The 25,270-nt window shown below is 71.2% G+C and carries 20 protein-coding genes and 1 tRNA gene; 12 read left to right on the top strand and 9 right to left on the bottom strand.

The annotated features are described in order from the left end of the window. Positions 1 to 701 precede the first annotated feature (701 nt). The 3 genes from A4R44_RS42165 to A4R44_RS42155 all read right to left on the bottom strand — a co-directional run bounded on the left by A4R44_RS42165 (position 702) and on the right by A4R44_RS42155 (position 3,196). Positions 702 to 775 (bottom strand) — tRNA-Arg (locus A4R44_RS42165). A 770-nt stretch (positions 776 to 1,545) separates the two neighbouring features. Next, positions 1,546 to 1,968, bottom strand: a complete 423-nt coding sequence (locus A4R44_RS42160; protein ID WP_095213963.1) for a peptidase inhibitor family I36 protein — start codon at positions 1,966 to 1,968, stop codon at positions 1,546 to 1,548. Positions 1,969 to 2,155: 187 nt separating this feature from the next. Beyond that, complete coding sequence (locus A4R44_RS42155) at positions 2,156 to 3,196, bottom strand: LacI family DNA-binding transcriptional regulator (RefSeq protein ID WP_067594528.1); 1,041 nt, start codon at positions 3,194 to 3,196, stop codon at positions 2,156 to 2,158. Between the two features lie 156 nt (positions 3,197 to 3,352). On the opposite strand from A4R44_RS42155, the gene A4R44_RS42150 reads away from it, so the two are divergent. The 8 genes from A4R44_RS42150 to A4R44_RS42115 all read left to right on the top strand — a co-directional run bounded on the left by A4R44_RS42150 (position 3,353) and on the right by A4R44_RS42115 (position 17,464). Next, positions 3,353 to 5,371: a cytochrome c oxidase assembly protein gene (locus tag A4R44_RS42150; RefSeq protein ID WP_067594417.1), complete on the top strand. Its 2,019-nt coding sequence runs from the start codon at positions 3,353 to 3,355 to the stop codon at positions 5,369 to 5,371. A gap of 102 nt (positions 5,372 to 5,473) precedes the next feature. After that, positions 5,474 to 7,150 (top strand): energy-dependent translational throttle protein EttA, encoded by a 1,677-nt coding sequence (gene ettA, locus A4R44_RS42145; RefSeq protein WP_067594414.1) that lies wholly within the window; start codon positions 5,474 to 5,476, stop codon positions 7,148 to 7,150. A gap of 18 nt (positions 7,151 to 7,168) precedes the next feature. Then, a complete protein-coding gene (locus A4R44_RS42140; protein WP_067594410.1) occupies positions 7,169 to 9,760 on the top strand; it encodes a hypothetical protein in 2,592 nt (863 codons plus the stop codon). A 646-nt stretch (positions 9,761 to 10,406) separates the two neighbouring features. Further along, complete coding sequence (locus A4R44_RS42135; RefSeq protein WP_067594407.1) at positions 10,407 to 15,389, top strand: NAD-glutamate dehydrogenase; 4,983 nt, start codon at positions 10,407 to 10,409, stop codon at positions 15,387 to 15,389. Further along, positions 15,386 to 15,808: a thioesterase family protein gene (locus tag A4R44_RS42130; protein ID WP_067594404.1), complete on the top strand. Its 423-nt coding sequence runs from the start codon at positions 15,386 to 15,388 to the stop codon at positions 15,806 to 15,808. Before A4R44_RS42135 ends, A4R44_RS42130 begins: the two co-directional genes overlap by 4 nt. Beyond that, entirely contained in the window at positions 15,801 to 16,436 is a 636-nt protein-coding gene (locus A4R44_RS42125) for a hypothetical protein (protein WP_067594401.1), read from the top strand. The genes A4R44_RS42130 and A4R44_RS42125 overlap by 8 nt, the downstream gene beginning before the upstream one ends. Before the next feature lie 45 nt (positions 16,437 to 16,481). Then, on the top strand, positions 16,482 to 16,739 hold the full coding sequence (locus tag A4R44_RS42120; protein WP_067594525.1) for a hypothetical protein: 258 nt from the start codon (positions 16,482 to 16,484) through the stop codon (positions 16,737 to 16,739). Between the two features lie 278 nt (positions 16,740 to 17,017). Beyond that, a complete protein-coding gene (locus tag A4R44_RS42115; protein ID WP_232792028.1) occupies positions 17,018 to 17,464 on the top strand; it encodes a DUF6292 family protein in 447 nt (148 codons plus the stop codon). A 103-nt stretch (positions 17,465 to 17,567) separates the two neighbouring features. Here A4R44_RS42115 and A4R44_RS42110 read toward each other — a convergent pair whose 3' ends face one another. Continuing rightward, positions 17,568 to 18,464, bottom strand: coding sequence for an acyl-CoA desaturase (locus tag A4R44_RS42110; RefSeq protein WP_067594398.1), 897 nt, complete (start codon positions 18,462 to 18,464; stop codon positions 17,568 to 17,570). 387 nt (positions 18,465 to 18,851) lie between these two features. After that, positions 18,852 to 19,055: a cold-shock protein gene (locus A4R44_RS42105; protein ID WP_037814060.1), complete on the bottom strand. Its 204-nt coding sequence runs from the start codon at positions 19,053 to 19,055 to the stop codon at positions 18,852 to 18,854. Positions 19,056 to 19,444: 389 nt separating this feature from the next. On the opposite strand from A4R44_RS42105, the gene A4R44_RS42100 reads away from it, so the two are divergent. Beyond that, positions 19,445 to 19,633 (top strand): hypothetical protein, encoded by a 189-nt coding sequence (locus A4R44_RS42100; protein ID WP_009081303.1) that lies wholly within the window; start codon positions 19,445 to 19,447, stop codon positions 19,631 to 19,633. Between the two features lie 64 nt (positions 19,634 to 19,697). Here the strand turns inward: A4R44_RS42100 and A4R44_RS42095 are convergent, their stop codons facing one another. Genes A4R44_RS42095 through A4R44_RS42085 form a run of 3 tightly spaced genes read right to left on the bottom strand, consistent with a single transcriptional unit; the run spans position 19,698 to position 22,706 of the window. Then, positions 19,698 to 21,287, bottom strand: coding sequence for a glycoside hydrolase family 13 protein (locus A4R44_RS42095; protein ID WP_067594394.1), 1,590 nt, complete (start codon positions 21,285 to 21,287; stop codon positions 19,698 to 19,700). Beyond that, positions 21,287 to 21,676 (bottom strand): globin, encoded by a 390-nt coding sequence (locus tag A4R44_RS42090; RefSeq protein WP_369806064.1) that lies wholly within the window; start codon positions 21,674 to 21,676, stop codon positions 21,287 to 21,289. The genes A4R44_RS42095 and A4R44_RS42090 overlap by 1 nt, the downstream gene beginning before the upstream one ends. A 28-nt stretch (positions 21,677 to 21,704) precedes the next feature. After that, positions 21,705 to 22,706 (bottom strand): mechanosensitive ion channel family protein, encoded by a 1,002-nt coding sequence (locus A4R44_RS42085; RefSeq protein WP_067594391.1) that lies wholly within the window; start codon positions 22,704 to 22,706, stop codon positions 21,705 to 21,707. Between the two features lie 452 nt (positions 22,707 to 23,158). Between A4R44_RS42085 and A4R44_RS52895 the strand changes: the two genes are divergently transcribed. After that, entirely contained in the window at positions 23,159 to 23,611 is a 453-nt protein-coding gene (locus A4R44_RS52895) for an HNH endonuclease (protein ID WP_051171840.1), read from the top strand. A gap of 100 nt (positions 23,612 to 23,711) precedes the next feature. On the opposite strand, the gene A4R44_RS52890 is transcribed toward A4R44_RS52895, so the two are convergent. Then, positions 23,712 to 24,137 (bottom strand): hypothetical protein, encoded by a 426-nt coding sequence (locus A4R44_RS52890; RefSeq protein WP_067594388.1) that lies wholly within the window; start codon positions 24,135 to 24,137, stop codon positions 23,712 to 23,714. Between the two features lie 286 nt (positions 24,138 to 24,423). Here A4R44_RS52890 and A4R44_RS42070 point away from each other — a divergent pair, with 286 nt between their 5' ends. Continuing rightward, entirely contained in the window at positions 24,424 to 24,678 is a 255-nt protein-coding gene (locus A4R44_RS42070; protein WP_067594386.1) for a hypothetical protein, read from the top strand. Next, positions 24,665 to 25,147 (top strand): DUF5130 family protein, encoded by a 483-nt coding sequence (locus A4R44_RS42065; protein ID WP_067594383.1) that lies wholly within the window; start codon positions 24,665 to 24,667, stop codon positions 25,145 to 25,147. Before A4R44_RS42070 ends, A4R44_RS42065 begins: the two co-directional genes overlap by 14 nt. Positions 25,148 to 25,270 lie beyond the last annotated feature (123 nt).

The following is a 25,270-nucleotide window of genomic DNA, read 5'->3' as shown; positions in this document are numbered from 1 at the left end:
GTCGAAGTCTTCCCGGCGGAGTTCCCGCTGGCCGTTGTCGGCACTGGCCTTCCCCGGATGTACCGCGCGGCACGGGTAGTGGCACCCCGGGGGAACGCGAGACAGGTCGGTCCGGTGCCACCACCTGAGTCGAAAGCCGTTTTGCTAGGCGGCTACGCGGCTTCGTCCGATGCGGTGGTCTTTGTGGACTGTCGGGGTGGCGGTGTCGCGGGCCGGTGGGCGAGGTCTATGCCGAGGGCGAGTTGTCGCTGCGTCCGGGGCGGTTGGCTGAGGTGTGTGGGTGCCGTGGCGGCGGTTGGTTGCGGTGTGCTTGCTGTGGGTGGGTTCGGGTGCCGGGCGAAGTGGTGGAGCTTGCGGAGGTGTCGTTGGACTAGACCGGCGCGCCGGGCTTGCTCGAAGAGGGCTCTGGCGGCTCGGTTTTGAGTTCGTCTGCTGGGGTCGGGGCGGTCGGGCATGGCGGATTCCTGGGGTAGCGAGCTGGTTGCGGGCGAGATCACGAATGCGTTTCGGCCTGGTTGAGGCGTCGTGATGGCGGGTGGTGCAGCCGTGCGGCGAGGTACGGCTCAATGAGGAGGAGTGTCGGCTCGGGTCAAGGCCTGCGAGCGGGATCGCCGGTGCGCTGCGTACGGCAAAGGTGTGGGCCGCCTGGTTTCCGGCCCTCGGCCGGGCCTGGCCAGGGGTTCCCCTGACCAGGCCGTTTGTGCCCCCGGCAGGACTCGAACCTGCGACCTAGAGATTAGAAGGCTCTTGCTCTATCCAGCTGAGCTACGAGGGCCCGGGTGGCTGACAGCTGCTGACCTCCAGCATGGGCAGCTTAGTCATCGCCAATCTCTCGATCGTTCGACACCGTCGAATCGTTTCAGCTTCCGTTCGTCGGATTTGCGGGTCTCCGGAGGCGGAATGCCACAGCGTGCGACGGTTCCGGTACGCACTGCGCGGGGGAGCGGCCTGTTGTGGCGGGCGGGCGGCGGTTTGTGCAGCTTGGGCACCTGGATCTCCTGGACGGGGCGGCGGGACGGGGCTCGGGGGGCGGGCTGTGCGGCTGGGCAGACTGTGGCGATCTTGTGATGTACGGCGGCTGGCCGGGCGGGGCGGTTCGGCGGTTCGGCGGTTGCGGTCAGGCTCCGAGGCGTCCGACCGGCGCTGGGGTTGGACCACGTCGTCCGGGCAAACGGTGTGGCGGAGGGCCGCGCACGGGACCCTGCCACCAGGTCCGTGCGTGAAGCTGACGCCAGGTGGATGCTGGTCTGCTGCGACGGGGAAGCGGGCAGCCACGGAGCACGGCAGACTCGCACCCCGAACGGTGCCGAGCCGCCTGAGCTTCGGTGGAACGCAGACGGAGTCCGGGCCTCGCCTCCCGTTCCCAGGTCGGGGGCCGGGAGCGGGAGGCGAGGGGCAGCGGCCCGTGGGCGCGGATCTTCCGGGCTGCGCGCCCACGGGCCTAGGGGCCGCTCGGGGGTGCGGCCCCCGGGCCGGCGAACTGGGGCTGCGAGTCGACTCGGCCTGGAGCTGCCTCGTTCGCCTGGCCCGGTCTCGGAGGAGGGGTTATTCCCACACTTTCAGGGCACGCACCGCGAACGGGGACTGCGGAACGTACGTGCCACCGCCCGGATAGGTGATGAAATCGCCCTCGGTGGAACAGTCGGCTCCTTGGTAGATGGTGACGTCGCGGGTCATCCGATTGACGAAGGAATGGCCCTGGAATCCCTCGGGCAGGGGAATGCAATCACCCGGATTCGCCGCGCGCAGGTCATAACTCCGCACGCCGCCGGAATAGGTTTCGGTGTCCCACAGGCAGAACTCGCCCGCACCGCAGGCGGGGGCGGGGGGAGCGGCTTGGGCCAGGCCGGAAGTGGTCAGCAGACCGGCGGTGACCAGCAGCAATATGCCGGGCAGGCGGGATGGGGCGGCGGTGGGCCAGGAGCGGCGGCCGGGGAAGGGCAGGGACGGCAGCAGGCGGCGGAACATCGTGGGAACTCCCCCTCAATCGAAGCGATGCCGGGCGAAGAAGCCGGCGGTATCCCGGGAAACCGGGCATGTCTCCACCTTGGCGGGTTTCGTGCGATTTGTCTGCCCGCATTCCCGCGTCTGTGGACAAGTAGTTTCCCGTCACCCGGACGAGACCTAGTTGTCCACAGATCGCCGAGCGGTCTTGCTAAATCGCCGCGGTGCTTTCGCGGACGGCCAGCGACACCGGGAGTTCGACCGGCGGCGGGACCGGTTCCCCCGCCAGCAGATCCATCACCAGTTCCCCCGCGACGCGGCCCTTGCCCGCCAGGTCCTGCCGCACGGTGGTGAGGGGTGGTTCAGACCACGCGGCCTGCGGGGTGTCGTCGAAGCCGACGATCGAGACGTCGGCGGGCACGCGCAGGCCCAGCCGGTGGGCGGCGGTGATCGCGGCGAAGGCCAGCTGGTCGGACATGCACAGCAAGGCCGTCGGCCGCACGGAAACGGTGAGCAGGTCTGTCGCGGCGGCGCGGGCGGTCGAGGCGGAGAGCCAGGGGGCTTCGGTGATGGTGATGTCGGTGATTCCGGCGGCGGAGAGAGTGCCGAGGTAACCGGCGAGGCGTTCGCGGGTGCCGTGGAAAGGGCTGGTAACCGCGGAAAGGCGCGGGGCGGCCAGGATTCCGAAGCGGCGATGTCCCAGCTCGACTAAATGGCGTGCGGCCAACGAAGCGCCGCCGCGGTCGTCGCAGCCGACTCGGGCCGTGTCCGGGAGGGGTGGCTGGTCGATGACTACCAGCGGCAAACCTCGTGCCCGCACGGCTTCCAGCGCGGGAGTGCCGTCGGCGAGGGAGTACGCCACGGCGATGTCCGCTTGCGCGGCCAGGACACGCGACGCGGGCGGGCCCTCCTGGGCTTCGCGGCCGGGCAGCAGCAACAGCGCGTTGCCAGTGGGTTCCACGGTTTTCGCGAGCGCGTCCAGGGTGATCGACAGCGCGGGGTCGGAGAAGGCCGCTGACAGCGACGAATCGAGCAGGAAAGCGATCGCGCCGGTGCGGCTCGTGGCGAGGCTGCGGGCGGTCGGGTTCGGGCCGGGGTAACCGAGTTCACCCGCCGCGCGCAGAATCTGCTCCCGCAACTGCGCCGACAGCTGGTCAGGCCGGTTGTAGGCGTTCGACACAGTGGCGCGCGACACCCCGACCGCCTCCGCGACGTCGTCCAGCGTCGGGCGGCGGCGACGGCTGCTGGTCATCGGCGGAGCATAGAGGAAAGCCTTGCCGCGCACCGGATTCCGTCCGGGAACCCGGCTCGACCAGCGCAAACACCGCAAGCGAGCGATCCGGCGCGAAACCCGGCGAGCGCCCCGCCCCGCGCACGGTCGCGCGCGCGACCGGCCTACTCTCGTACCGTGAGCTCGGAACCTGTGACGAAACCCGCCCCGAACCGCGGACGCAAGACGAGCGTGCTCCCGCTGCTTTCGGTCGGAGTCGTGCTCGGCGCGGTCGTCGCGGTCGGGCTCGTCGCGCTCACCGGCGGCGCGGGCTACGTCATCGCCGGGCTGCCGGACCCGGGACTCGTCACGCGTTACGGCGTCACGGTGGTCCGGGTGCTCGCCGAAGCGGCCTCGGTCGTGTGCGTCGGCGGCTTGCTGCTGGCAGCTTTCCTTGTGCCGCCACAGAAATCCGGCACGCTCGCGCCCGAGGGGTACGCCGCGGTCCGCACCGCGGGGATCGCCGCGTGGGTGTGGTTCGCCGCCTCGATCCTGTCGGTCGCCTTCACCGCCGCGGACAGCGCGGGCAAGCCGTTCGGCGACGTCCTTTCCCCGGACACCCTGCTGAGCCTCGTCGGCGCGATCGAGCAGCCCAAGGCGTGGCTGTGGACGGCGCTGATCGCGATCCTGCTCGCCCTCGGCTGCCGCCTGGTGCTCAGCTGGGGCTGGACGGCGGTGCTGTTCTTCCTGTCCGTCGCCGGGCTCGTCCCGGTCGCGGTCACCGGGCACTCGGCCAGCGGCGGTTCGCACGACCTGGCCACCAACAGCCTGCTGTTCCACCTCGTCGCGGCCGCGCTGTGGGTCGGCGGGCTGCTGGCCGTGCTCGCGCTCGGCTGGCGCCGCGGCAAGAACCTCAGCCTCGCCGCGCAGCGGTTTTCCAAGCTCGCCCTGGTCTGCTGGGTCGTGATGGCGGTGTCCGGCATCGTCAACGCGCTGGTCCGGATCAACCTCGGCGACCTGTTCACCACCGATTACGGCCTGCTCGTCGTCGCCAAGGTCGTCGCGCTGCTGCTGCTCGGTGTCTTCGGCCAGCAGCAGCGCAGCCGCGGCGTCGCGAACCTCGTCGACGGCAAGGGCGGCAGCCAGCTGCTGCGGCTCGCCGCGGTCGAGGTGCTGATCATGTTCGTCACCATCGGCATCGCGTCCGGGCTCGCCCGCACCCCGCCGCCGCCGGACGCGGTCACCCAGCCGGGCACCGTCGAACTCCTCATCGGCTACGACCTCCAGGGCCCGCCGACGTTCTGGCGGCTGCTCACCGACTGGCGGTTCGACCTGATCTACGGCACCCTCGCGATCGTTCTCGCCGGCCTCTACCTGCTCGGCGTGCGGCGGCTGCGCAAGCGCGGCGACGCCTGGCCGGTCGGCCGGACCGTCGCGTGGCTCGCCGGTTGCGTGGTGATCCTGCTGGCCACCTCGTCGGGCATCGGCCGGTACGCGCCCGCGATGTTCAGCGTGCACATGGGCACCCACATGCTGATGTCGATGGTCGCGCCGGTCCTGCTGGTGCTCGGCGGCCCGGTCACGCTCGCCCTGCGCGCGCTCCCTCCCGCCGGCCGAGACGCCCCTCCCGGACCGCGCGAATGGCTGCTGGCCGCCGTGCACTCGCCGGTTTCGCGGTTCCTGACGAACCCGATCGTCGCGCTGCTGCTGTTCGTCGGGTCCTTCTACGGGCTGTACTTCTCCGGCCTCTTCGACGACGCGCTCAACTACCACTGGGCGCACCTGGCGATGAACGCGCACTTCCTGCTCGTCGGCTACGTCTTCTACTGGCCGGTGATCGGCGTCGACCCGGCGCCGCGGCGGCTGCCGCCGGTCGGCAAGCTCGGGATGATGTTCGGCGCCATGCCGTTCCACGCCTTCTTCGGCGTGATCCTGATGAACATGCAGACGGTGATCGGCCGCGAGTTCTACACCTCGCTGAAGCTGCCGTGGGTCGGCGACCTGCTGACCGATCAGCGGCTCGGCGGCGGCATCGCGTGGGCCTCAGGCGAGGTGCCGGTGCTGCTCGTGCTGATCGCGCTGCTGGTGCAGTGGGCGCGCCAGGACGAGCGCGAGGCGAAGCGGCGCGACCGGCGCGAGGAGACCACCGGCGGCGAGGAACTCGCTGCCTACAACGCGATGCTGAAGAACCTCGCCGAGGGCAAACGGGCGGAATGACTCCCCGGAGGTGATATCGCCGGAGTGAGGATGACCTGACCCTCGGTAGCGCGGTGGTGACCGCCGTCAGGCCGCCGGAGGAGCCACTCTACGATCGATGGCATGGCCGAGTTCATCTACACCGTGAAGAAGGTGCGCAAGACCGTCGGGGACAAGGTGATCCTCGACGACGTGAGCACCGCGTTCTACCCCGGAGCCAAGATCGGCGTCGTGGGCCCGAACGGCGCCGGCAAGTCGACCGTGCTCAAGATCATGGCGGGGATCGAGCAGGCCAGCAACGGCGAGGCGTTCCTGCAGCCGGGCGCGAGCGTCGGCATCCTCATGCAGGAGCCGGAGCTGAACGAGGAGAAGACCGTCCGGCAGAACGTCGAGGAGGGCCTCGGCGAGACCAAGCAGAAGCTCGACCGCTACAACGAGATCGCCGAGCTGATGGCGACCGACTACAGCGACGCGCTGATGGAGGAGATGGGCCAGCTCCAGGAGGAGCTGGACCACGCCGACGCCTGGGAGCTCGACTCGACCGTCGAGCAGGCGATGGACGCCCTGCGCTGCCCGCCGCCGGACGAGCCGGTCACCCACCTCTCCGGCGGTGAGCGCCGCCGCGTCGCGCTGTGCAAGCTGCTGCTGTCCGCGCCCGACCTGCTGCTGCTCGACGAACCCACCAACCACCTGGACGCCGAAAGCGTGCTGTGGCTGGAGCAGTTCCTCTCCAGCTACAAGGGCGCCGTCCTCGCCGTCACCCACGACCGGTACTTCCTGGACAACGTCGCCGAGTGGATCATGGAGCTCGACCGCGGCCGCGTCGTCGGCTACGAGGGCAACTACTCCACGTACCTGGAGAAGAAGCGCGAGCGGCTCGAAGTCCAGGGCAAGAAGGACGCCAAGCTGGCCAAGCGGCTCAAGAGCGAGCTGGACTGGGTGCGGTCCAACGCCAAGGCGCGCCAGACCAAGTCCCGTTCGCGGCTCGACCGCTACGAGGAGATGGCCGCGGAGGCGGACAAGCACCGCAAGCTCGACTTCGAGGAGATCCAGATCCCGCCGGGCCCGCGGCTGGGCAGCGTCGTGGTCGAGGTCGAGAAGCTGCGCAAGGGCTTCGACGACCGGGTGCTGATCGACGGGCTCTCCTTCGACCTGCCGCGCAACGGCATCGTCGGCGTGATCGGCCCGAACGGCGTCGGCAAGACCACGCTGTTCAAGACCATCGTCGGGCTGGAGGAGCCGGACGGCGGCTCGGTCAAGATCGGCGAGACGGTCAAACTGTCCTATGTGGACCAGAGCCGCGGCGGGATCGACCCGAAGAAGACCGTGTGGGAGGTCGTGTCCGACAAGCTCGACTACATCCACGTCGGGCAGACCGAAATGCCCTCGCGCGCTTACGTGAGCGCGTTCGGCTTCAAGGGCCCGGACCAGCAGAAGCCGGCCGGCGTGCTGTCCGGCGGCGAGCGCAACCGGCTCAACCTCGCGCTGACGCTCAAAGAGGGCGGGAACCTGATCCTGCTGGACGAGCCGACGAACGACCTGGACGTCGAAACGCTGGGCTCGCTGGAGAACGCGCTGGAGCAGTTCCCCGGCTGCGCCGTCGTGATCTCCCACGACCGGTGGTTCCTCGACCGGGTCGCGACGCACATCCTCGCCTGGGAAGGCACCGACGAGGACCCGGCGAAGTGGTTCTGGTTCGAGGGCAACTTCGAGGGCTACGAGAAGAACAAGGTCGAGCGCCTCGGCGCCGAAGCGGCTCGTCCGCACCGGGTCACCCACCGCAAGTTGAAGCGCGACTGACCGGCGCGGGGGTCCCGAGTGGAAACCAGCAGGCACAACCGGCCCAGCCCGTCCGCGACCGCGGACGGGCGGCCCGCCGTTGCCCGTGGCGGGACCCTCGCCGACCTCGGCCGGCTCATCGACCGGGCGGAATCGCTGCGGTTGCGGGCGCCCGAGCTGTCCTTGGTTCTGGGCGAACGCTCGGCCGCGCTCGCGGAGACGGCGGGCGCGGACGGGCACTGGATCCGGGCGGAAGCGCTCGTGGTGTCCGCTCGCGTGCGGACCGGGGCACGGACGTCCACGGTCGGCCGCGCGGTCGCGGCTTTGCGCGCGGCTGAACACGCCGGATACGCGACGACGGCTGCGCGGCTGCGCGTCGACCTCGCAGTCTGCGCGCGCAGCCTCGGCGTTCCGCTGATGGGGCTGGCCGCGCTGCGGCCGGTGCTGTCCGAGGACGTGCCGCCGTCGCTGCGCGCGGAAGCGTTGTGCCATCTGGTCGGGTGCCTCGCCCAGTTCGGCCGGAAGGCGGAACTGGACCGGGTGCTCGTCGAGGCGGACCGGCTGCTGGTGGCCGACGATTCGCTCGACGCGGACGACCGGCTGCTGATGCGTGCCCTGCTGCGCAACGGAACCGCGGCGCACCGGCGCCGGCACGGCGACCTCACCGCGGCCGCGGACGCCGCGCGGACCGGGCTCGGGTTCCTGGAGAAGATGGACCGGCCCGGCGACGACGGCGGTCTCGTCCGGATCCGGCTCGTGCTGCAGCTGGTCAGCACGCTGCTTGACCGCGGCGACGCCGACATGGCTTACGACATCGCCGAACCCGTGCTGCGGGAACCGGTCCGTGCGGCCGGAGTCGCGCCCGCGGCCTGGCTGCGGCTGGCGGTGGCGACGCGCATTCACCTGCCTTCCGGAGCCGGCGACGCCGCGGCCGAGCTGGTGGGGGAGGCCGTCGCGGCCACCGACCGGCACGGGCTCGCGGCGGTCACCGCGCGGTTGTGGCTGGAGCTGGCGCAGATCGAGGAACGGTTCGGCAGCGCGGAAGAGGCCATTGGCTGCCTGCACCGGGCGCGGGCCGCGGAACACGTGCACGCGCGGGCCCGGCGCCAGGCCTGCGGGCTGATCGCGGGCGAGCTGGGCGCCGAATCGGTCGCGTCGATGGACCTCGACGACGTCCTCGCCGCGTCCGCCCCGCGCGACGGCCGTCCGGTGTCGATGGAGGTCGAGCCGAGGGTGGCCGCCGAGGAGACCTCGGTGCTGCCGGCGATCCGGGACCTCCCCGCCGAGCGGCCCGACCCGGTCGCGGCTCCGCTGCCGGTCGTTCCGGCGCAGGTCGAGGTGCCGGTGGTGCCGGTTTCGGCCGCGGCCTGGGTCGCGGCGGCGGACAAGAAGCCGGCGTGGTCGTTCCGGCGGGCCGCGGCGGAGACGGAGGCCGAGCAGACCTCGGTGCTGCCGGCGATCCGGGAGACGGCCGAAGAGACCCCGCGGACGGGCGGACGGCGGCGGGCCGAGGACCGCAAGTCGCCGGTGCTGCCGGGATGGACGCGGCCGTTCGGGCGGAAGAGCGCCGAAGCGCCCGCGCCGCGGAAGCGGGCGGCTGCGGAGCCGGGCAGCCGGACGGAGGCTGCGGCAGAACGTCCGGCGCAGGTCGCTGAGAGTGCGTCGGCGCAGGTCTCGGCGGTGCGTCGAGCGGACAGCGCTGCTGGGGCACGGGCCGCCAAGGACGTGTCGGTGCAGAGCTCGGCCGCCGAGGCCGCGCCGGGTCGCCGCCGGGCGGAGACGGCGCAGCCTGCCGAGAACACGCCGGTCAGCTGGCCGGAGAAGCCGCCGGCCGCGCGTCGGTCGGCGGCGGACGCGCCCGCCGGTCGGGACGAGAAAGCGAAGTCCGAGGAGACACCGGTGCGGGCGGCTGACGAAGCGCGGACCGAGGCCCCTCGTCGCGCGGCGGAAGAAGCGCGGGCCCCGGCCGAGGAGGCGCCGCGGTTCTCGCTGCGGATGCCGGATCTGTCGGACCTGCTGCCGGAGCTGCCGCTCGCCCCGGCTCCCGCGGACGAGCCCGCCGCGCCGTTGTGGGAAAGCGCCGAGTGGGCCCGGGAAGAAGCGGCCCGCCGCGACGTGCGCGGCCGCAAGACCCGGCACGACGCCGAACACGGGTCGGTCGCCGCGAAGTCCGTGCTGGACCGGCTGGGCATCACCGCGAGCGGCGGAGGCGGCGGACGGCGCCGGGCCGACGAGCCCGGACGTCCCGAATCCGTCGCGCCGGAACCGGAAACCGCGGCGACGGAGAAGCCGGAACTGGCCCCCGCGCCGCGGCCGGAGGAACCAGAGCCGGTCGTCGAGGAACCGTGGCTGCCGCGACTGCGGATGCCGCCTGCGCTGGACCCATTGTCCGACGTCGATGCGTGGACGCCGCCGGAGCAGCCGTTCCCGGAGGGCTACGCGCGAGCCATCGCGGAGGACGAACCGCCGCCGGACGCCGGTCTCGCCGAACTGCTCGCCCGCGCCCTCGCCGAACACCAGGCGGGCACCGCGAGCGCGGCCGCGCTGATGAAACGTCTCGGCCCGAACGACGAGCCGAAGCCGATCAACGGCCGCGCGACCGCGGACCGTCACCGCAACAACGGCGACTGACGCGCGCCGGAAATTTCTTGCGCCGCAGGGGAAGCGCTGGCTTGGCCGGGCGGATTCCGCGGCAGGGCAGGGGATCGCGCACCGACGCGGACGCGGTCCAGCGAGGTCCGTGAGGCGCTCAGGGTTTCCCTCACGACCCGCTGCGGGAGTACTCCGTGCCGGAACGGTCGCCGCGTTTTGCGCTGCGCCAAGCGGTTTTCCCAGTCACTGGCTGGACGCGCCGAGATCAGGCGGCACAAGCCGCCCGGCCCCGCCGATCCGCGGTCGCCCCATCCGCAAGCCCCGGCTCCCTCCGCCGCGACGGAAGAATTAGCCCGTCCGGGTGGGAATTCTCGCAGGGGAGGGACGCAACCTTTTCCGTTCTCGCCGCGGGCGATACGGGCACTGAACCGATCCCGAAGCGGCCGACGTGCCCGCGGAACCGGCGCTCCGGCCTCGTGCCAAGCCTTTTGCCGGAAACCGCCCGCGCCGAACCCGCCGGTAGCTGAACCGATCCCGCCCGAGCCCGTCGGCAGGGACCCCTGAACCGAACCTTAAGTCTTTCCCCGCCGCGCACAGGGGCCGTCGAGAGCGGATTAGGGTGAGGGAAGTCCGGCACGTTGTGGTGACGGACGCATCTCGGTCTCGCATACTGGAGAGTTGCTCAATGAGCTCGACGGGAGTTTCGTCCCCGCCCGATGTCGGCACCGAAGCCGGCGCCGCCCGCCGCACGACGGCCAGCCCGGAGCAGATCCGGGACGAGCTGATCGACACCGCCGCGGCGCAGGCACCGGAGATCGCGGATCTGATCCGCTTGTACTACCGGCACATCCCGGCCGACGAGATCGTCGGCGACGACCCGGTCGCGCTCGTCGGCGCGGTGCGGTCGCACCTGCAGCTGGCGAAGCAGCGCATGCCCGGGCGCCCGGCGGTCCGGCTGCTGAACCCGACCACCGCCGAGGACGGCTGGACGCGCGACGCGACCGTCGTGCAGGTCGTCACCGACGACATGCCCTACCTCGTGGACAGCGTCACCGCGGAGTTCGCCCGCGACGGCGTGCAGGTGCAGCGCATCGTGCACCCGATCGTCGTGGTGAGCCGCGGCCTGACCGGCGAGCTGGAGGGCCTGCACCTGGACGCCGACCCGGCCGATCCGCCGGCCGGCGCGTCCGCGGAATCGTGGATGCTGGTGGAAATCGACCTCGTCACCGACCCGCAGCGGGCGCGCGAGCTGGACAACCGGCTGACGTCGGTGCTCGGCGACGTGCGCGAGGTCGTCGAGGACGCCGAGAAGATGGCGCAGACGGCCTGCTCGCTCGCGGAATCGCTGGAGCGGCACCCGCCGAAGCTGCCCAGCGACGCGGAGGTCGCCGAGGGCGCGCGCCTGCTGCGCTGGCTCGCCGACGGGCACTTCACCTTCCTCGGCTACCGCAAGTACGAACTGGTCGACAGTCCGCAAGCCGACAGCGACGAGCCCGCCCTGCGCGCGGTTCTCGCGTCCGGGCTCGGCGTGCTTCGCCAGGACAGCCTCGCCGCGCGCAGCCTCACCGCGGGGCCGGACAGTTCGGTCGACGCGCTCGCGCCGTCGCTGCTGGTGCTCACCCAGGCCAGCGCGCCGAGCACGGTGCACCGTCCGGTCTATCCGTATTACGTCGGCGTGAAGACGTTCGACGAGCACGGCAGGGTGACCGGCGAACACCGGTTCCTCGGCATGTTCACCACCACCGCGCTGCACGAGAACGTGCTCGACATCCCGGTGGTCGGCCAGCGCGTGCGCGAGGTGATCCACCGCGCCGGGTTCCCGATGGAGTCGTTCTCCGGCCAGCGGATGCTGGAGGTCCTGCAGAACTGGCCGCGCGCGGACCTGTTCTCCGCGGACACCGATTCGCTCTTCTACACCACCACCGGCGCGATCACCCTGTCCGACCGCCGCCGGCTGCGGCTGTTCCTGCGCCGCGACCCGTACGGCCGCTTCTACTCCTGCCTGGTCTACCTCCCGCGCGACCGTTACACCACGCGTTCGCGGCTGGCGATGCAGGAAGTGCTGCTGGAGGAACTCGAAGGCACACAGCTGGAGTACAGCGCGCGCGTCGGCGAAACGCTGCTCGCGCAGGTGCACTTCATGGTGCACACCGACCCGTCGAACGCGGTCGAACCGGACACGCTGCGGATCCAGGAACGCCTGAACACCGTCGTGCGCAGCTGGGACGACCGGCTGGTCGAGGCGATCATCGCCGAACGCCGCGAGCGAGTCGGCGACGGCAGCCCGACCGGGATGATGGGCGAGGAGTCCGCGGTCGACCGGGGGCAGCGCTTCGGCGCGGTGTTCCCCGAGGCGTACAAGGAAGATTTCACCGCCGAGGAGGCGCTGGCCGACCTGGCCAAGCTCGACACCCTCGCGGACGAGGGCGACCTGGCGCTGTCGTTCTACCTGCCCGCCGACGCCGAACCCGGCGAGCGGCGGTTCAAGCTCTACCTGCGCGGCGAGGGCGTCACCCTGTCCAAGGTGCTGCCGGTGCTGCAGGCGATGGGCGTCGAGGTGGTGGACGAGCGGCCCTACGAGCTGTTCCGCGAGGACGGCGGGGCCAGCTGGATCTACGACTTCGGCCTGCGCGTCGACAAGAAGGGCCTCGAAGAAGCCGACGAAGCCGCGGCGTTCGAGGTGCGCGAGCGGTTCCAGGACGCGTTCCACGCGGCGTGGCAGGGCGAGGCGGAGGTCGACGACCTCAACGGTCTCGTCCTGCGCGCCGGGCTCACCTGGCGCCAGGCCGCGGTGCTGCGGGCCTACTCCCGGTACCTGCAGCAGGCGCGCAGCCCGTTTTCCCAGGCCTACATCCAGAACTCGGTCGTCAAGCACACCGAGGTCGCGACGAAACTGGTGCGGCTGTTCGAAACCCGCTGCGATCCGCAACTGTCCGATGTGGACCGGAAGACGCACGCGGAATCGCTGACCGCGGAGATCTCCGCGATGGTCGACGAGGTCACCAGCCTCGACGAGGACCGGATCCTGCGCAGGCTGCTCGCGGTCATCAACGCGACCCTGCGCACGAATTACCACGTGCGCGACGCCGAAGGGAACCCTCGGCCGTACCTGGCGCTCAAGCTCGACCCGAGCGGCGTGCCGGAGCTGCCCGAGCCGCGCCCGAAGTACGAGATCTTCGTGTACTCGCCGCGCGTCGAGGGCGTGCACCTGCGGTTCGGCGAGGTCGCCCGCGGCGGCCTGCGCTGGTCGGACCGGCGGGAGGACTTCCGCACCGAGATCCTGGGCCTGGTCAAGGCGCAGGCGGTGAAGAACGCGGTGATCGTGCCGGTGGGCGCGAAGGGCGGCTTCGTGGTGAAGCGCCCGCCGGCCCCGACCGGCGACGCCGGGGTCGACCGCGACGCCCAGCTCACCGAAGGCATCTCCTGCTACCGGATGTTCATCTCCGGCCTGCTGGACCTCACCGACAACCGGGTCGAGGGCGAAACCGTGCCCGCGCCGGACGTCGTGCGCCACGACGCCGACGACAGCTACCTGGTCGTCGCGGCGGACAAGGGCACCGCGAAGTTCTCCGACATCGCCAACGAGGTCTCGGCGCAGTACGGCTTCTGGCTCGGCGACGCGTTCGCTTCCGGCGGTTCGGTCGGCTACGACCACAAGGCCATGGGCATCACCGCCAAGGGCGCGTGGGAGAGCGTGAAGCGGCACTTCCGCGAGCTGGGCAAGGATACTCAGACCGAAGACTTCACGGTCGTCGGCATCGGCGACATGATGGGCGACGTCTTCGGCAACGGGATGCTGCTGTCCGAGCACATCCGGCTGGTCGCGGCGTTCAACCACATGCACGTCTTCCTCGACCCGAACCCGGACGCCGCGGCGTCGTACGCGGAACGGCGGCGGCTGTTCGACCTGCCGCGCAGCTCGTGGGACGACTACGACCGTTCGCTGATCAGCGAGGGCGGCGGGATCTACTCGCGGTCGGCCAAGACCATCCCGATCACCCCGCAGGTCCGCGCGGCGCTCGGCCTGGACGAGAGCGTCACGAAACTCGCGCCGATGGACCTGATCCAGGCGATCCTGCTGGCCCCGGTCGAGCTGCTGTGGAACGGCGGCATCGGCACCTACGTCAAGGCCGAGAGCGAAAGCCAGGCCGCGGCGGGCGACAAGGCCAACGACGCGATCCGCGTCAACGGCAACCAGTTGCGCGTGAAGGTCGTCGGCGAGGGCGGCAACCTGGGCCTGACCCAGCTCGGCCGCATCGAATTCGCCCGTACCGGCGGCAAGATCAACACCGACGCGCTCGACAACTCGGCCGGCGTCGACTGCTCCGACCACGAGGTCAACATCAAGATCCTGCTGGATCACCTGGTGGCGGGCGGCGAACTGGAGCACGCGCGGCGCAACGAACTGCTCGGCGAGATGACCGACGAGGTCGGCGCGCTCGTGCTCGCGGACAACTACCGGCAGAACGCGGTGCTCGGCGTCAGCCGGGCGCACGCCGGGCCGATGGTGTCGGTGCACGCGCGGCAGGTGTCCGCGCTGGTCGCGAAGGGCGCGTTCGACCGCAAGCTGGAGGCGCTGCCGAGCCCGTCGCAGTTCCGCGCGCTGGAGAAGGCGGACGAGGGCCTGACCTCGCCGGAGCTGGCGACGCTGCTCGCGCATGTGAAGCTCGACCTCAAGGACGAGCTGCTCGCCTCCGACCTGCCCGAGTCCGAGGTGTTCACCCGCAGGCTGCCGGAGTACTTCCCGGCCCCGCTGCGGGAACCGTTCGCCGCGGCGATCGCGCAGCACCCGCTGCGCCGTCAGATCATCACCACGCTCATCACCAACGAGCTGGTCGACGGCGGCGGCATCTCGTTCGTCTACCGCCTGATGGAGGAGATGAACGCGACCGCCACCGACGCGGTGCGCGCGTACGCGGTGGTCACGCACGTCTACGACCTGCCGAAGCTGTGGACCGAGATCGACGCGCTGGACAACGTGGTGCCGACCGAGGTCGCGGACGGGATGGTGCTGGAGACCCGGCGGCTGCTCGACCGGGCCGCGCGCTGGTTCCTGACCAACCGCCCGCAGCCGCTCGCGCCGCTGGCCGAGATCAACCGGTTCGGTCCGGTGCTCGCGGAACTCGGCCCGAAGCTGGGCGAGCTGCTGCGCGGGCGCGAACTGGAGTCGGTGGAACAGGACGCGGCCGCGCTGGTCGAGGAGGGCGTGCCCGCCGATCTCGCCCGCCGGGTGGCACTGCTGCTGCACAGCTACGGCCTGCTCGACGTGGTCGAGGTGGCGGAGCTGGCCGAACAGCAGGTCGGGCTCGACGCGACGCACACCCCGGCGGACACCGCCGAGCTGTACTTCGCGCTGTCGGACCACCTGGACATCGACAAGATGCTCACCGAGATCAGCGCGCTGGAACGCGGCAACCGCTGGCACGCCCTCGCCCGGCTCTCGCTGCGCGACGACGTGTACGGTTCGCTGCGCGCGATCGCGCTCGACGCACTGCGGCACAGCGACCAGGACTTGTCCGTCGACGAGCAGATCGAGCAATGGGAGAAGGCCAACGCGTCGCGGCTTTCGCGGGCGCGCGTGGCGCTGGACGAGATCACCCGTTCCGGGCGGCTCGACCTCGCGACGCTGTCCGTGGCCGCGCGCCAGATCCGGAGCACGGTGCGGTGACATTCGTTTCCCACGTCCAGCCGCGATGGTCGGACATGGACGTGTACGGGCACGTCAACCACGCGAACGTGGTGACGCTGCTCGAAGAGGCCCGGGTGCCCGTGCTGTTCGGCGCTGCCGAACGCGCGGGGCTCACCGAGCTGCCGAAGGGCGTCGTGGTCGTGAAGCTGGGCGTGCATTACCGCGCGCCGATCGTCGCGGCGCCCGGCCGTTCGGTGCGCGTGGAGATCACGCTCACCGAGCTGAAGGCCTCGACGGTGACGCTCGGGTACGTCGTGCGGACCGGCCCGGACGCGACCGATCCGGTCGCGGTGACCGCGGAAACCGTGCTGGCCCCCTACGACACGGCCAACCTCCGGCCGCGCCGGCTCAGCGACGAGGAATCCGAATTCCTCAAGCGGGTGCTGGCCGATGCCTGAGCTGCGGATTCCCGATCCGGGCGACCGGGAGACGCTCAGTGCGTTCGTGGCCCGCGCGGTGCGGCTGGACGGCACGACCGCCGTCCGGCTGCGCCGCCGGGGCGAGGACGTCGTCGAGGCGTGGACGGCCACGCCGTTCGAGGTTCTCGCGACCCGCGCGGTGGCGGGGACGGTGACCCCGGCGGACGTCACGGTGTCCGGCAACGAACTGCTCGCGGCGCTCGCTGTCGCGGGCGGCGAGGTGATGGACCCGGGTCCGGCGCGCGATCTGCTGTGGCACGCCGAGCTGCCGGTGTCCGGCCGGTGGCAGAAGATCGACGAGCTGCCGGTCGGCGTGGTGTCGGATCTCGCTGACCGCGGCGTCGCGCTCGCCCGCGACAACGCCGGGCCGCACGGCACGCCGCCCGCCTCGCTGATGGACCAGGCGGTGCTGACCGTCACCGGGGGAGACCTCGAGGTCAAGGTCCAGATGCGGTGCCTGTTCGCGCTGTCCGGGATGGGCTTGTTCGACTCGTCGATCGACGGCGACGTCATCCGGGTGACCGCCACTGATTCGTGGCTGCGCCTCGACGCCCGTTACGGTGCGGTGCTGAAGCGGCGCCAAGCGTTGCTGCCGCTGTTGTTCTGACGATTCTGCTGGCGGGCGCCGTCCGGTGGTGTCATCGTGAACGGCATGACCGAACCGGACGGCGACCCGACCGCGGACTTCCTCGCCGAGGTCCGGCCCGAGGAGACGCCGTGGCGCACTGACCGGCCCGCGGCCGCTGATCCCGCGCCGGAAGCCGAACCCGCACCGGGGCGCGCCCGGTCGGTGGTGCGCGCGGTGGGCGAGGCCGCGCCCTACGTCCAGGCGGGGTTGTTCGCCGCATGGGTCGCGACGTCGATCGCGGAGTCGGCCGACGGCGGAGATTTCGGCGGCCAATCGGGGTGAATGCGGCGTCCGTCCTCATCGGACTGTGCGCCGGGCGGATCGCCACGTCGAGCGCGGCTTTGGCCGGCGGACGCGGCCGATCGAGCGATTTCGGCGACGGCCAGACGGGTCGATCCCGGCTGCGGGCTTGTCCCAGCGGGTAGAGTCGGTGTCCGGTCCAGCTGCCGGATGCCCGATCCGGTGCGACCCCGATCATCGCGACCGCCTGCCTTCGCGCGATTCGACAACCCCGGTTCGCTTTCCGCGCGAAGCGGAAGCGGCGGCGGAAGAGGAGACCCATGCTCCTGTCCGGTCCCGAACGCCCGATGTCCCTGCCCACCGCCGACGACCCGCAGCTGCTGCGGCAAGCGCTGGCCGCGTATGTGCGCGAGGTCGCCGCCGCGGTCGGAGTGTCGGTGGAGTGCACGTCGTGCGAGGTCACCGACACGATCACCGCGTACGTCGCGCTGAGCGGCCGGTCCCCGCGTTACCCCGGCCGGGATCTGATGCTGTTGTGGACGATGCGGCAAGGCTGGTCGGTGGCGGTGGAGACCACGCCCGCCGAATCCCCGCAGCCGGTGGCCCAGCTGGGCGGCGACGTGACGCCCGCGCCGGAACGGGTGCGGCGGTTCGTCGCGGAGGTCGTGAGTTCGGCCGGGACGGCCGGGAATCCGGGGCCGGTGCTGGCGGTGTCCGGTCACGGCGACCTGCGGACCCGGCTCGAGAACCGGGTCCGCGGGGCCTGAGTGGCGCTGCCGCTGTCTTGATGTCGGTGAGGGGAACCCCGCGGGAATCAGATTCCCGCGGGGTTCCCCTCACCGACCGCGAATCTCACCTCGGCGGAGGTGCTCAGGCGGCCTTGAGCTTGCGGGCGAGGCGTTCGGGCCGGGGCCAGCGCACGTGCGAGGCCCAGCGGAACTTCTCGAACATCCAGATCAGCCGCGCGGAGATGTCGAGCTGGCCGCGGCCGACGCCGTGCCGGGCTCCCGTCGGGTCGGCGTGGTGCGAGTTGTGCCAGGACTCGCCGAACGACGCGATCGCCAGCGGCCAGAAGTTCGCCGAACGGTCGCGCGCCTCGAACGGGCGCTCGCCGATCAGGTGGCACAGCGAGTTGACCGACCAGGTCACGTGGTGCAGCACGGCGACCCGGACCAGCCCGGCCCAGAAGAACGCGGTCAGCGCGCCCCACCAGGTCATCGTGATCAGCCCGCCCAGCAGCGCGGGCCCCAGCAGCGTCGCGAGGGTCAGCACCGGGAAGAGCCGGTCGATCCGCTTCAGGTCGGCGTCGTCGAGCAGATCGGGGGCGAAGCGGCGCGGGTTGGTCCGGTCGCGGCCGAACAGCCAGCCCATGTGCGCGTGCCAGAAGCCCTTCGCGAGCGCGGCGGGCGACGTGCCGAAGCGCCACGGCGAATGCGGGTCGCCGTCGCGGTCGGAGTACGCGTGGTGGCGGCGGTGGTCGGCGACCCAGTCGATCACCGGTCCCTGCATGGCCATGCTGCCCGCGACGGCGAGCGCGATCCGCAGCCCGCGGCGGGCGCGGAACGCCCCGTGGGTGAAGTACCGGTGGAAGCCGACGGTGATGCCGAGGCCGCTGACGCAGTAGAACGCGGCGGCGAGGCCGACGTCCAGCCAGCTCAGCCCCCAGCCCCAGGCCAGCGGCACCGCGGCGGCGACCGCGAGGAGGGGGACGACGGCGAAGAGCTTCACCAGGAAGGCCTCGGTGCCGGTCTTGCGGCCGGCGAGCATGGGCTGCGGCGATTTCGGGGGACGCTGGAGGGTGCTCTGGGTGTCGATGGGTAACGCTCCTCCTCGAGCTGGTCCGGCCGCCGCGCTCTGCGGGGCCGAGGCCGGCGCGGCGCGGCCGGGCGGAAGGGGAGCCGCCTCGGGGACGTGCCGTGCGTTGCGAACTGACCGGGCAGGGGAGGGCTTCGAGGCCAGTCGCGACCTGCCCTGGTCAACGGGTGATCTCGCGTCCGGGTTCCCGGGACGCGGAAGAGTTTGCGCGGCCGGGAAAACTCACCGGCGCGCACCGGGATGCCGAGCTGTTTCGGCTGCCGTGGGCGGAAAAGTCCGCTTCGGCGTGGGTCCCCTGGTGCGAAAAGCCAATCGCACCAGGGGAAACACCGGGGAAACTCAGATGGCGCGAACGCCGGTGGCCTGCGGGCCCTTCTGGCCCTGGCCGACCTCGAACTCGACGCGCGCGTTCTCCTCAAGGCTGCGGAACCCGTTGCCCTGGATCTCGGAGTAGTGCACGAAGACGTCGGCGCTGCCGTCGTCCGGGCTGATGAACCCGAAGCCCTTTTCGGCGTTGAACCACTTAACGGTGCCTTGCGTCATAAAAACGATCTCCATCGGACTCACAACAGATGCCACCTCGGCATCCGGGCCTGGCAACCGACGGTGTGCCTTCCGGAAAGAGAAACACCACGCCCGCTACATCTTGCGAGCGTGGCTGCGGGACGTACCCACCGCACGAACACAAAACACGACCGTCGTCAGTAAAGCACGCCCAGGCCGGTCTCACCAGGGCTGTCGCCCGGCGTGTCCACTGTGGACGCGGTGCCGCGCGCGGGTGGGACGGGCTCGCGGGCAGGTCGGGGGCGGGGAGTAGCGTCAACAGGGTCGAGAAGTCTCATCGTGCGCCGGCGTTCGAGCCGGCGTCGTCCCCGGCGGGTCCGCCGCATGCGGTGCCGCCGGTGGCCCCTTCCACCTCGACGAGGAGCGACATGCGCTCGGAACGACGTCCGCTGTCCGCCGAAACCAGTGAATTCGCCCGTGCCCGGGTGTCCGCCGAACAGGACCTGCGCGTCCAGCAGGAGCACGCTGCCCGCACCGTTGCCGGACACGCGCACGACGTCGACGACCTGCGGGGATTGCTCGCCATGCTCGGCCTGGAGGCGGGTGCCCGCGTCTGACCTGGCCGGGCCGGGCCGCGGGCGTCGCCGCCTGCGGTCCGGCCCGCCCGAGCCGGGCTGAGCTTCACCCGAGCCAGGCGGCCGAATCCGGAGCGAGCCTGCCGTCCACCAGCGGGCTGCTGGTGAGCAGCACCTCTCCCGGCGGCAGGGCGATCGAGCTGGCCGAGGTGTTCAGCGCGCAGATCAGGCCGTCCCGGCCGCGGCGGAACGCGAAGCAGCCCGCGGGCGCGCCGAACCACTGCAGCTCGTCGCCGCCGCGGAACGCCGGATGATGTTTCCGCAGCTCCACCGCGCGCCGGTACAGCGACAGCGTCGATTCCGGTTCCTCCAGCTGCCGCTCCACGGTGAGCGCCGCCCAGTCCGCGGGCATCGGCAGCCAGGTCTGCGCGGTGCGCGAAAACCCGTACGGCGGGAGCGTGCCCTCCCAGGGCAGCGGCACGCGTTCGCCGTCGCGGCTGAACTCCGGGCCCTGCGAGCGGGCGCGCGGGTCGGTCATCGCCTCAAGCGGCAGATCGGCGTTCGGCAGGCCCAGCTCCTCGCCCTGGTACAGATAGACCGCGCCGGGCAGGGCGAGTTCCACCAGCGCCATCGCACGCGCCCGGCGGACCCCGGCCGCGCCGCCGCCGTAGCGGCTCGCCGCGCGCCAGACGTCGTGGTTGGACAGCGTCCAGGTCGCCGGTGCGCCCGCCGAACGCGGCACCGCCAGCGAGCGTTCGATCGACGTGCGCAGGGCGTCCGCGTCGAAATGGGTGAGCACCAGGCGGAAGTTGAACGCCAGATGAAGCTCGTCCGGCCGCAGGTAGCGGGCCAGCCGCTCCTCGTCCTGCACCCAGATCTCGCCGACGGCCATCGCGTCCGGGTACTCGTCGAGCACCTTGCGGATCAGCTGGTGCACCTCGTGCACGCCGTCGTCGTCGAAGCGCGGGTCGCCGGGCGCGCCGCCGCCGTGCGCGGGCGTGCCCGGGTCCATGCCGGGCAGCCCGGCGGGTTTGGCCATCCCGTGCGCGACGTCGATCCGGAACCCGTCCACGCCCCGGTCGAGCCAGAACCGCAGGGTGCGTTCGAGGTCGGCGCGGACGTCCGGATTGGCCCAGTTCAGGTCCGGCTGCTGCGGCGCGAACAGGTGCAGGTACCACTGCCCGTCCGGCACCCGCGTCCACGCCGGGCCGCCGAACACGCTGACCCAGTTGTTGGGCGGCTCCGCCCCGCCGGGACCGCGGCCGTCGCGGAAGTGGTAGCGCTCGCGTTCCGGGCTGCCCGGCCCGGCGGCCAGCGCGGACTTGAACCACGCGTGCTGGTTGCTCGTGTGGTTCGGCACGACGTCCACGGTGACCCGGATGCCGCGCCGGTGCGCCTCGGTGAGCAGCACGTCGAAGTCGCCGAGGGTGCCGAACATCGGGTCGACGCCGCGCGGGTCGGCGACGTCGTAGCCGTGGTCGGCCATCGGCGAGGGGTAGAACGGCGTCAGCCACAGCGCGTCGACGCCCAGCAGCTCCAGGTAGCCGAGCTTGCTGCGGACGCCCTCCAGATCTCCGATGCCGTCCTCGCCCGAATCGGCGAACGACCGCACGTAGATCTCGTAGAACACCGCGTCCGACCACCACGACGGCCGCGGCGGGCGCTCCGGCCGCCGTCCCGCGACCCCGCGTCTCATCAGACGAAGCTGTTCATCATGCTGTGCGCGGCCATTTCCAGGTACGCCCACAGCTGGCTGAGGTAGGGCTCGGGCAGGTTCTCCTCGTCGATCGCGATCCGGATGCAGCGCAGCCAGGCGTCGCGCTCGATCGGGCCGATCTTGAACGGCGCGTGCCGCATCCGCAGCCGCGGGTGGCCGCGCTGGTCGGAGTAGGTGTGCGGACCGCCCCAGTACTGGATGAGGAACAGCCGGAACCGTTCCTCCGCCGGGCCGAGGTCCTCCTCCGGGTAGAGCGGGCGCAGCACCTCGTCGCGGGCCACTTCCTCGTAGAACCGCTTGATGATCCGGCGGAAGGTCGGCTCGCCGCCCACCGCCTCGTACAGGTTCGCCGGTTCCGGCTCGCTCACAGTCGACACACCTCCATCTTGCCCTGCCTCAGCTCCGCGGCGCGCCGGACTGTTTGTCTTGCATCGACGACAGCAGCCTGCCGAGCGGCGGTTCGAAACCGGCCTCCTCCAGCGCGCCGAGCAGCTGCCCGCGCAGCTTCCGCTGCACTGCCCACTGCTTGCCCGGTCGCACCTTGACCGTCAGGCGCACCATGATGCCCTCCGGCGTGACCTGTTCGACGCCGAGCATCTCCGGCGGCTCCAGCACGTTCGCCGAGAGCGCGTCGGCTTCGACCGCCTTCGTGGCGGCGCCGCTGAGCACCTCGGTGGCCTTGTCGACGTCCGCGGAGTAGCTCAGCGGGACGTCCACCACGGCGTAGGCGAAGCCCTGGCTGGAGTTGCCGACGCGCAGCACCTCGCCGTTGCGGACGTACCAGACGGTGCCCTTGAGGTCGCGCAGCGTGGTGATGCGCAGGCCGACCGCCTCCACGGTCCCGGTGGCCTCGCCGACGTCCACGACGTCGCCGACGCCGTACTGGTCCTCGATCATCATGAACATCCCGGAAAGGAAGTCCTTGACCAGATTCTGCGCGCCGAACCCGAGCGCGACGCCGACGATCCCGGCCGAGGCGATGATCGGGGCCAGGTCGATGCCCAGTTCGCCCAGCACGAGGATGAACGCGAGGCCGTAGATCAGGAACGTCGCCATCGATTTCAGCACCGAGCCGATCGTCTTGGCGCGCTGCCTGCGGCGCTCCACCACGGCGGACCCGAGCATCTCCGGCGCGCGCTCGCGCAGCGGTCTCAGCAGCGACGGGATCTTGCCGTCGCTGCCCGAGGCCGGAAGCGTCGTGACCCGCTCGATCAACCGCTTGGTGAGATAGCGCACCACGAAGGCGATGACGAGGATCATGATGATCTTGAGCGGCTTCGTGACGAGCCAGCCCGCCGACGCGGCGAGCCACTCGTTGTGCGTGACCGAATAGATCTGGGCGCACCACGACCCGGTTTCGGAGATGCAGCTGGGCGGAGCGCTGAGCACGGCATTCACTGGCTGATTGGTCCTTCCTTCGCGGCGCGGCCGCTCGATTGAGGGTGGTAGCTGGGCTTTTTCGGTTCTGGTCCCGGCAGCGGGCAGGCGGCCGCGGGGTGGCCGCCGGGTCGCGGGTATGTGACACGTCACAGAACACGCGTGCGCGGGGGCCCTGATGTGTGGTCGACTATGCCTGCACCGGTGGAGGTGGTCGAGTGCCAGACCGACAACCCGTCCCCCTCGGCGGCACCGGCCAAGCCATGGCCGAGCTGCCGCCGGAGGCGATCCTGCGTGCCTGCCCGGGAGGGTCCGCATCCGGCGGCTCCGTCCCGTCCGGGCCGGGGACCCGTCCAGGGGGAGCTTCCCGTCCGCCCGGACAGCGTAGAGCCCGCGATCCGGGAGCCCCGGCATGGGGCCGTCGCAGGGTCCTCCTGCTCAACGCCACTTTCGAGCCGCTGACCGCGGTGCCCATGCGGCGCGCGGTGGTGCTCGTCATGTGCGGCAAGGCGGAGGTCGTCCACGGCGATCCGGGCGGCGTCGAACTGCACGCCGCGACGGTGTCGCTGCCCGTTCCCTCGGTGATCCGGCTCAGCACGTACGTGCGGGTGCCCTACCGGGCGCAGGTGCCGCTCACCCGGGCCGGGCTGATGCACCGCGACCGGCACCGCTGCGCCTACTGCGGCGGGCGCGCGGAGACTATCGATCACGTCGTCCCGCGCAGCAAGGGAGGACCGCACAGCTGGACCAACTGCGTCGCCTGCTGCGCGAAATGCAACCACCGCAAGGCCGACCGGCTCCTGTCGGAGATCGGCTGGCGGCTGCGCGTGGTCCCCCGCGCCCCGCACGGCCCGCACTGGCGGCTGCTGGCGCATTCCACAGAGGCCGACCCGCTGTGGCGGCCGTATCTCGGCTCGGCGGCCTAGCCGCCCGGCTCCGGAGACGCCGGCGCCCCGGCTGCCTGTGCGGCGGCCGGGGCGAGCCGATGGGTCGTGCTCGACGTCTCTGTTCCAGTGCTGGCTGTGCTCAGGCGGCGAGGCTGTACTCGGCCTGGCAGGTGACGCGGGTGCCCATCGTGACCCGGGTGCCGCAGGTGACGCGGGTGCCTGCCGTGACGCGGGTGCCTGCCGTGACGCGCGTGCCCCGGGTGACGCGGGTTCCGCGCGTGACGCGGGTGCCCATCGTGACGCGGGTGCCCATCGTGACGCGAGTTCCGGCCGTGACGCGGGTCCCGCGGGTAACGCGGGTTCCCCTGGTGACTCGAGTTCCCATGGTGACCCGGGTACCCATTGTCACGCGAGTGCCCGCGGTGACCCGGGTTCCGCGGGTGACTTGAGTGCCCCGCGTAACCCTGGTGCCGGAGGTGACCCGCGTTCCGGGCACGAATCCGGTCTCGCTGGGTGACGAAATGGTCTCGGTGATCGCCTGAGCGGGGGGCTGGACGCTCTGCATGAGGTGTCCTCCTGGGACCGGTGCGTGACGGGCTGGGGCTGGGGAGGCGGGCGCAAGGCCCGTACAGGTGAAAAAGCTACGAGGATTTCAAGGTTCGGACAAGCAGGTATCGCCCGGTACGGCCGCCTGTACGGCGAGTTGCCATCTTTCGGCCCGCAGCCCTTCGCCCCAACGTTCCAGTGGTCGCGGGCCAAGCGGCGGACGGCGCCTCAGCGACGACGAACGGTCGCCCCCGGTCGCCGGTGTCGCGCGGTGGCTGCCGGAGGCATCCGATACGCTCACCGGCGTGAACGTTGTCGAGACGATCCTGGTCTACGCGGTCATCCCCGGGGCCATTTACTTCGTGGTCGGCGCCGCGACCTTGCGGAAGAAGTTCTCGGGGACGCCGCGGTACCGGCCGGGGCAGCCGTGGGAGTACCCCGCGATGTGGTGGACCGCCAACCCGGACGGCGTAGGAGTCGGCCACGGCCCGGCGGTTGACGTGAATGCGGCGCCCGCGGGCGCTTCGACGGCCGCAGGAGGCGCTCGTGGCAAGTGGTGAAGTGACCCGGACCGCGGTCGCGGAAAAGGACCTGGCCTTCGGCGAGGTCATCACCAACAGCGGCAGGCTGTCCGCGGCGAAGATGTACGAGCCCGCGGCCCCCACGAGCCCGTTCACGGTGCAGCAGCTCGCCCGTCTTGACGAGGCCCTGACCTTCGCGACGCGCGAAACCGGCCTCGGCTTCAGCATCTATCTCGGCGACCTGGGCGAAGACACCCGCGCCGGCGCGGAAAAGCTGCACGCCGCCACCGACGACCCCTCGAACGCGGTGCTGCTCGGCGTTTCCCCCGCCCAGCGCGCGATCGAGATCATCACCGGCGAGCGTGCCCACTCGCGCCTGCCCGACCGCGGCGCGAACCTGGCCGTGGCGAGCATGGTGGCTTCCTTCAAGGAAGGCGATCTGACCGGTGGCCTGGTCAACGCCCTGCGCATGCTGAGCGACCAGGCGGGCCCCGCCCCGAAGCACTGACCCGCAAACGCCAAGAGCCGTCCCGCTGGCAGCGGGACGGCTCTTCTACGTTCGGCCCCCGCCGTCCGTGAGGGCCACCCTCATTGACTCTGATTCCCTCAGCTTGAGTTTTAAGGTCCGGGT

Source organism: Amycolatopsis sp. M39, from assembly GCF_001651785.1.
Lineage (GTDB): Bacteria > Actinomycetota > Actinomycetes > Mycobacteriales > Pseudonocardiaceae > Amycolatopsis > Amycolatopsis rubida.
The sequence above is the reverse complement of the archived record's forward strand: the minus strand, read 5'-3'. Positions and strand labels throughout refer to the sequence as shown.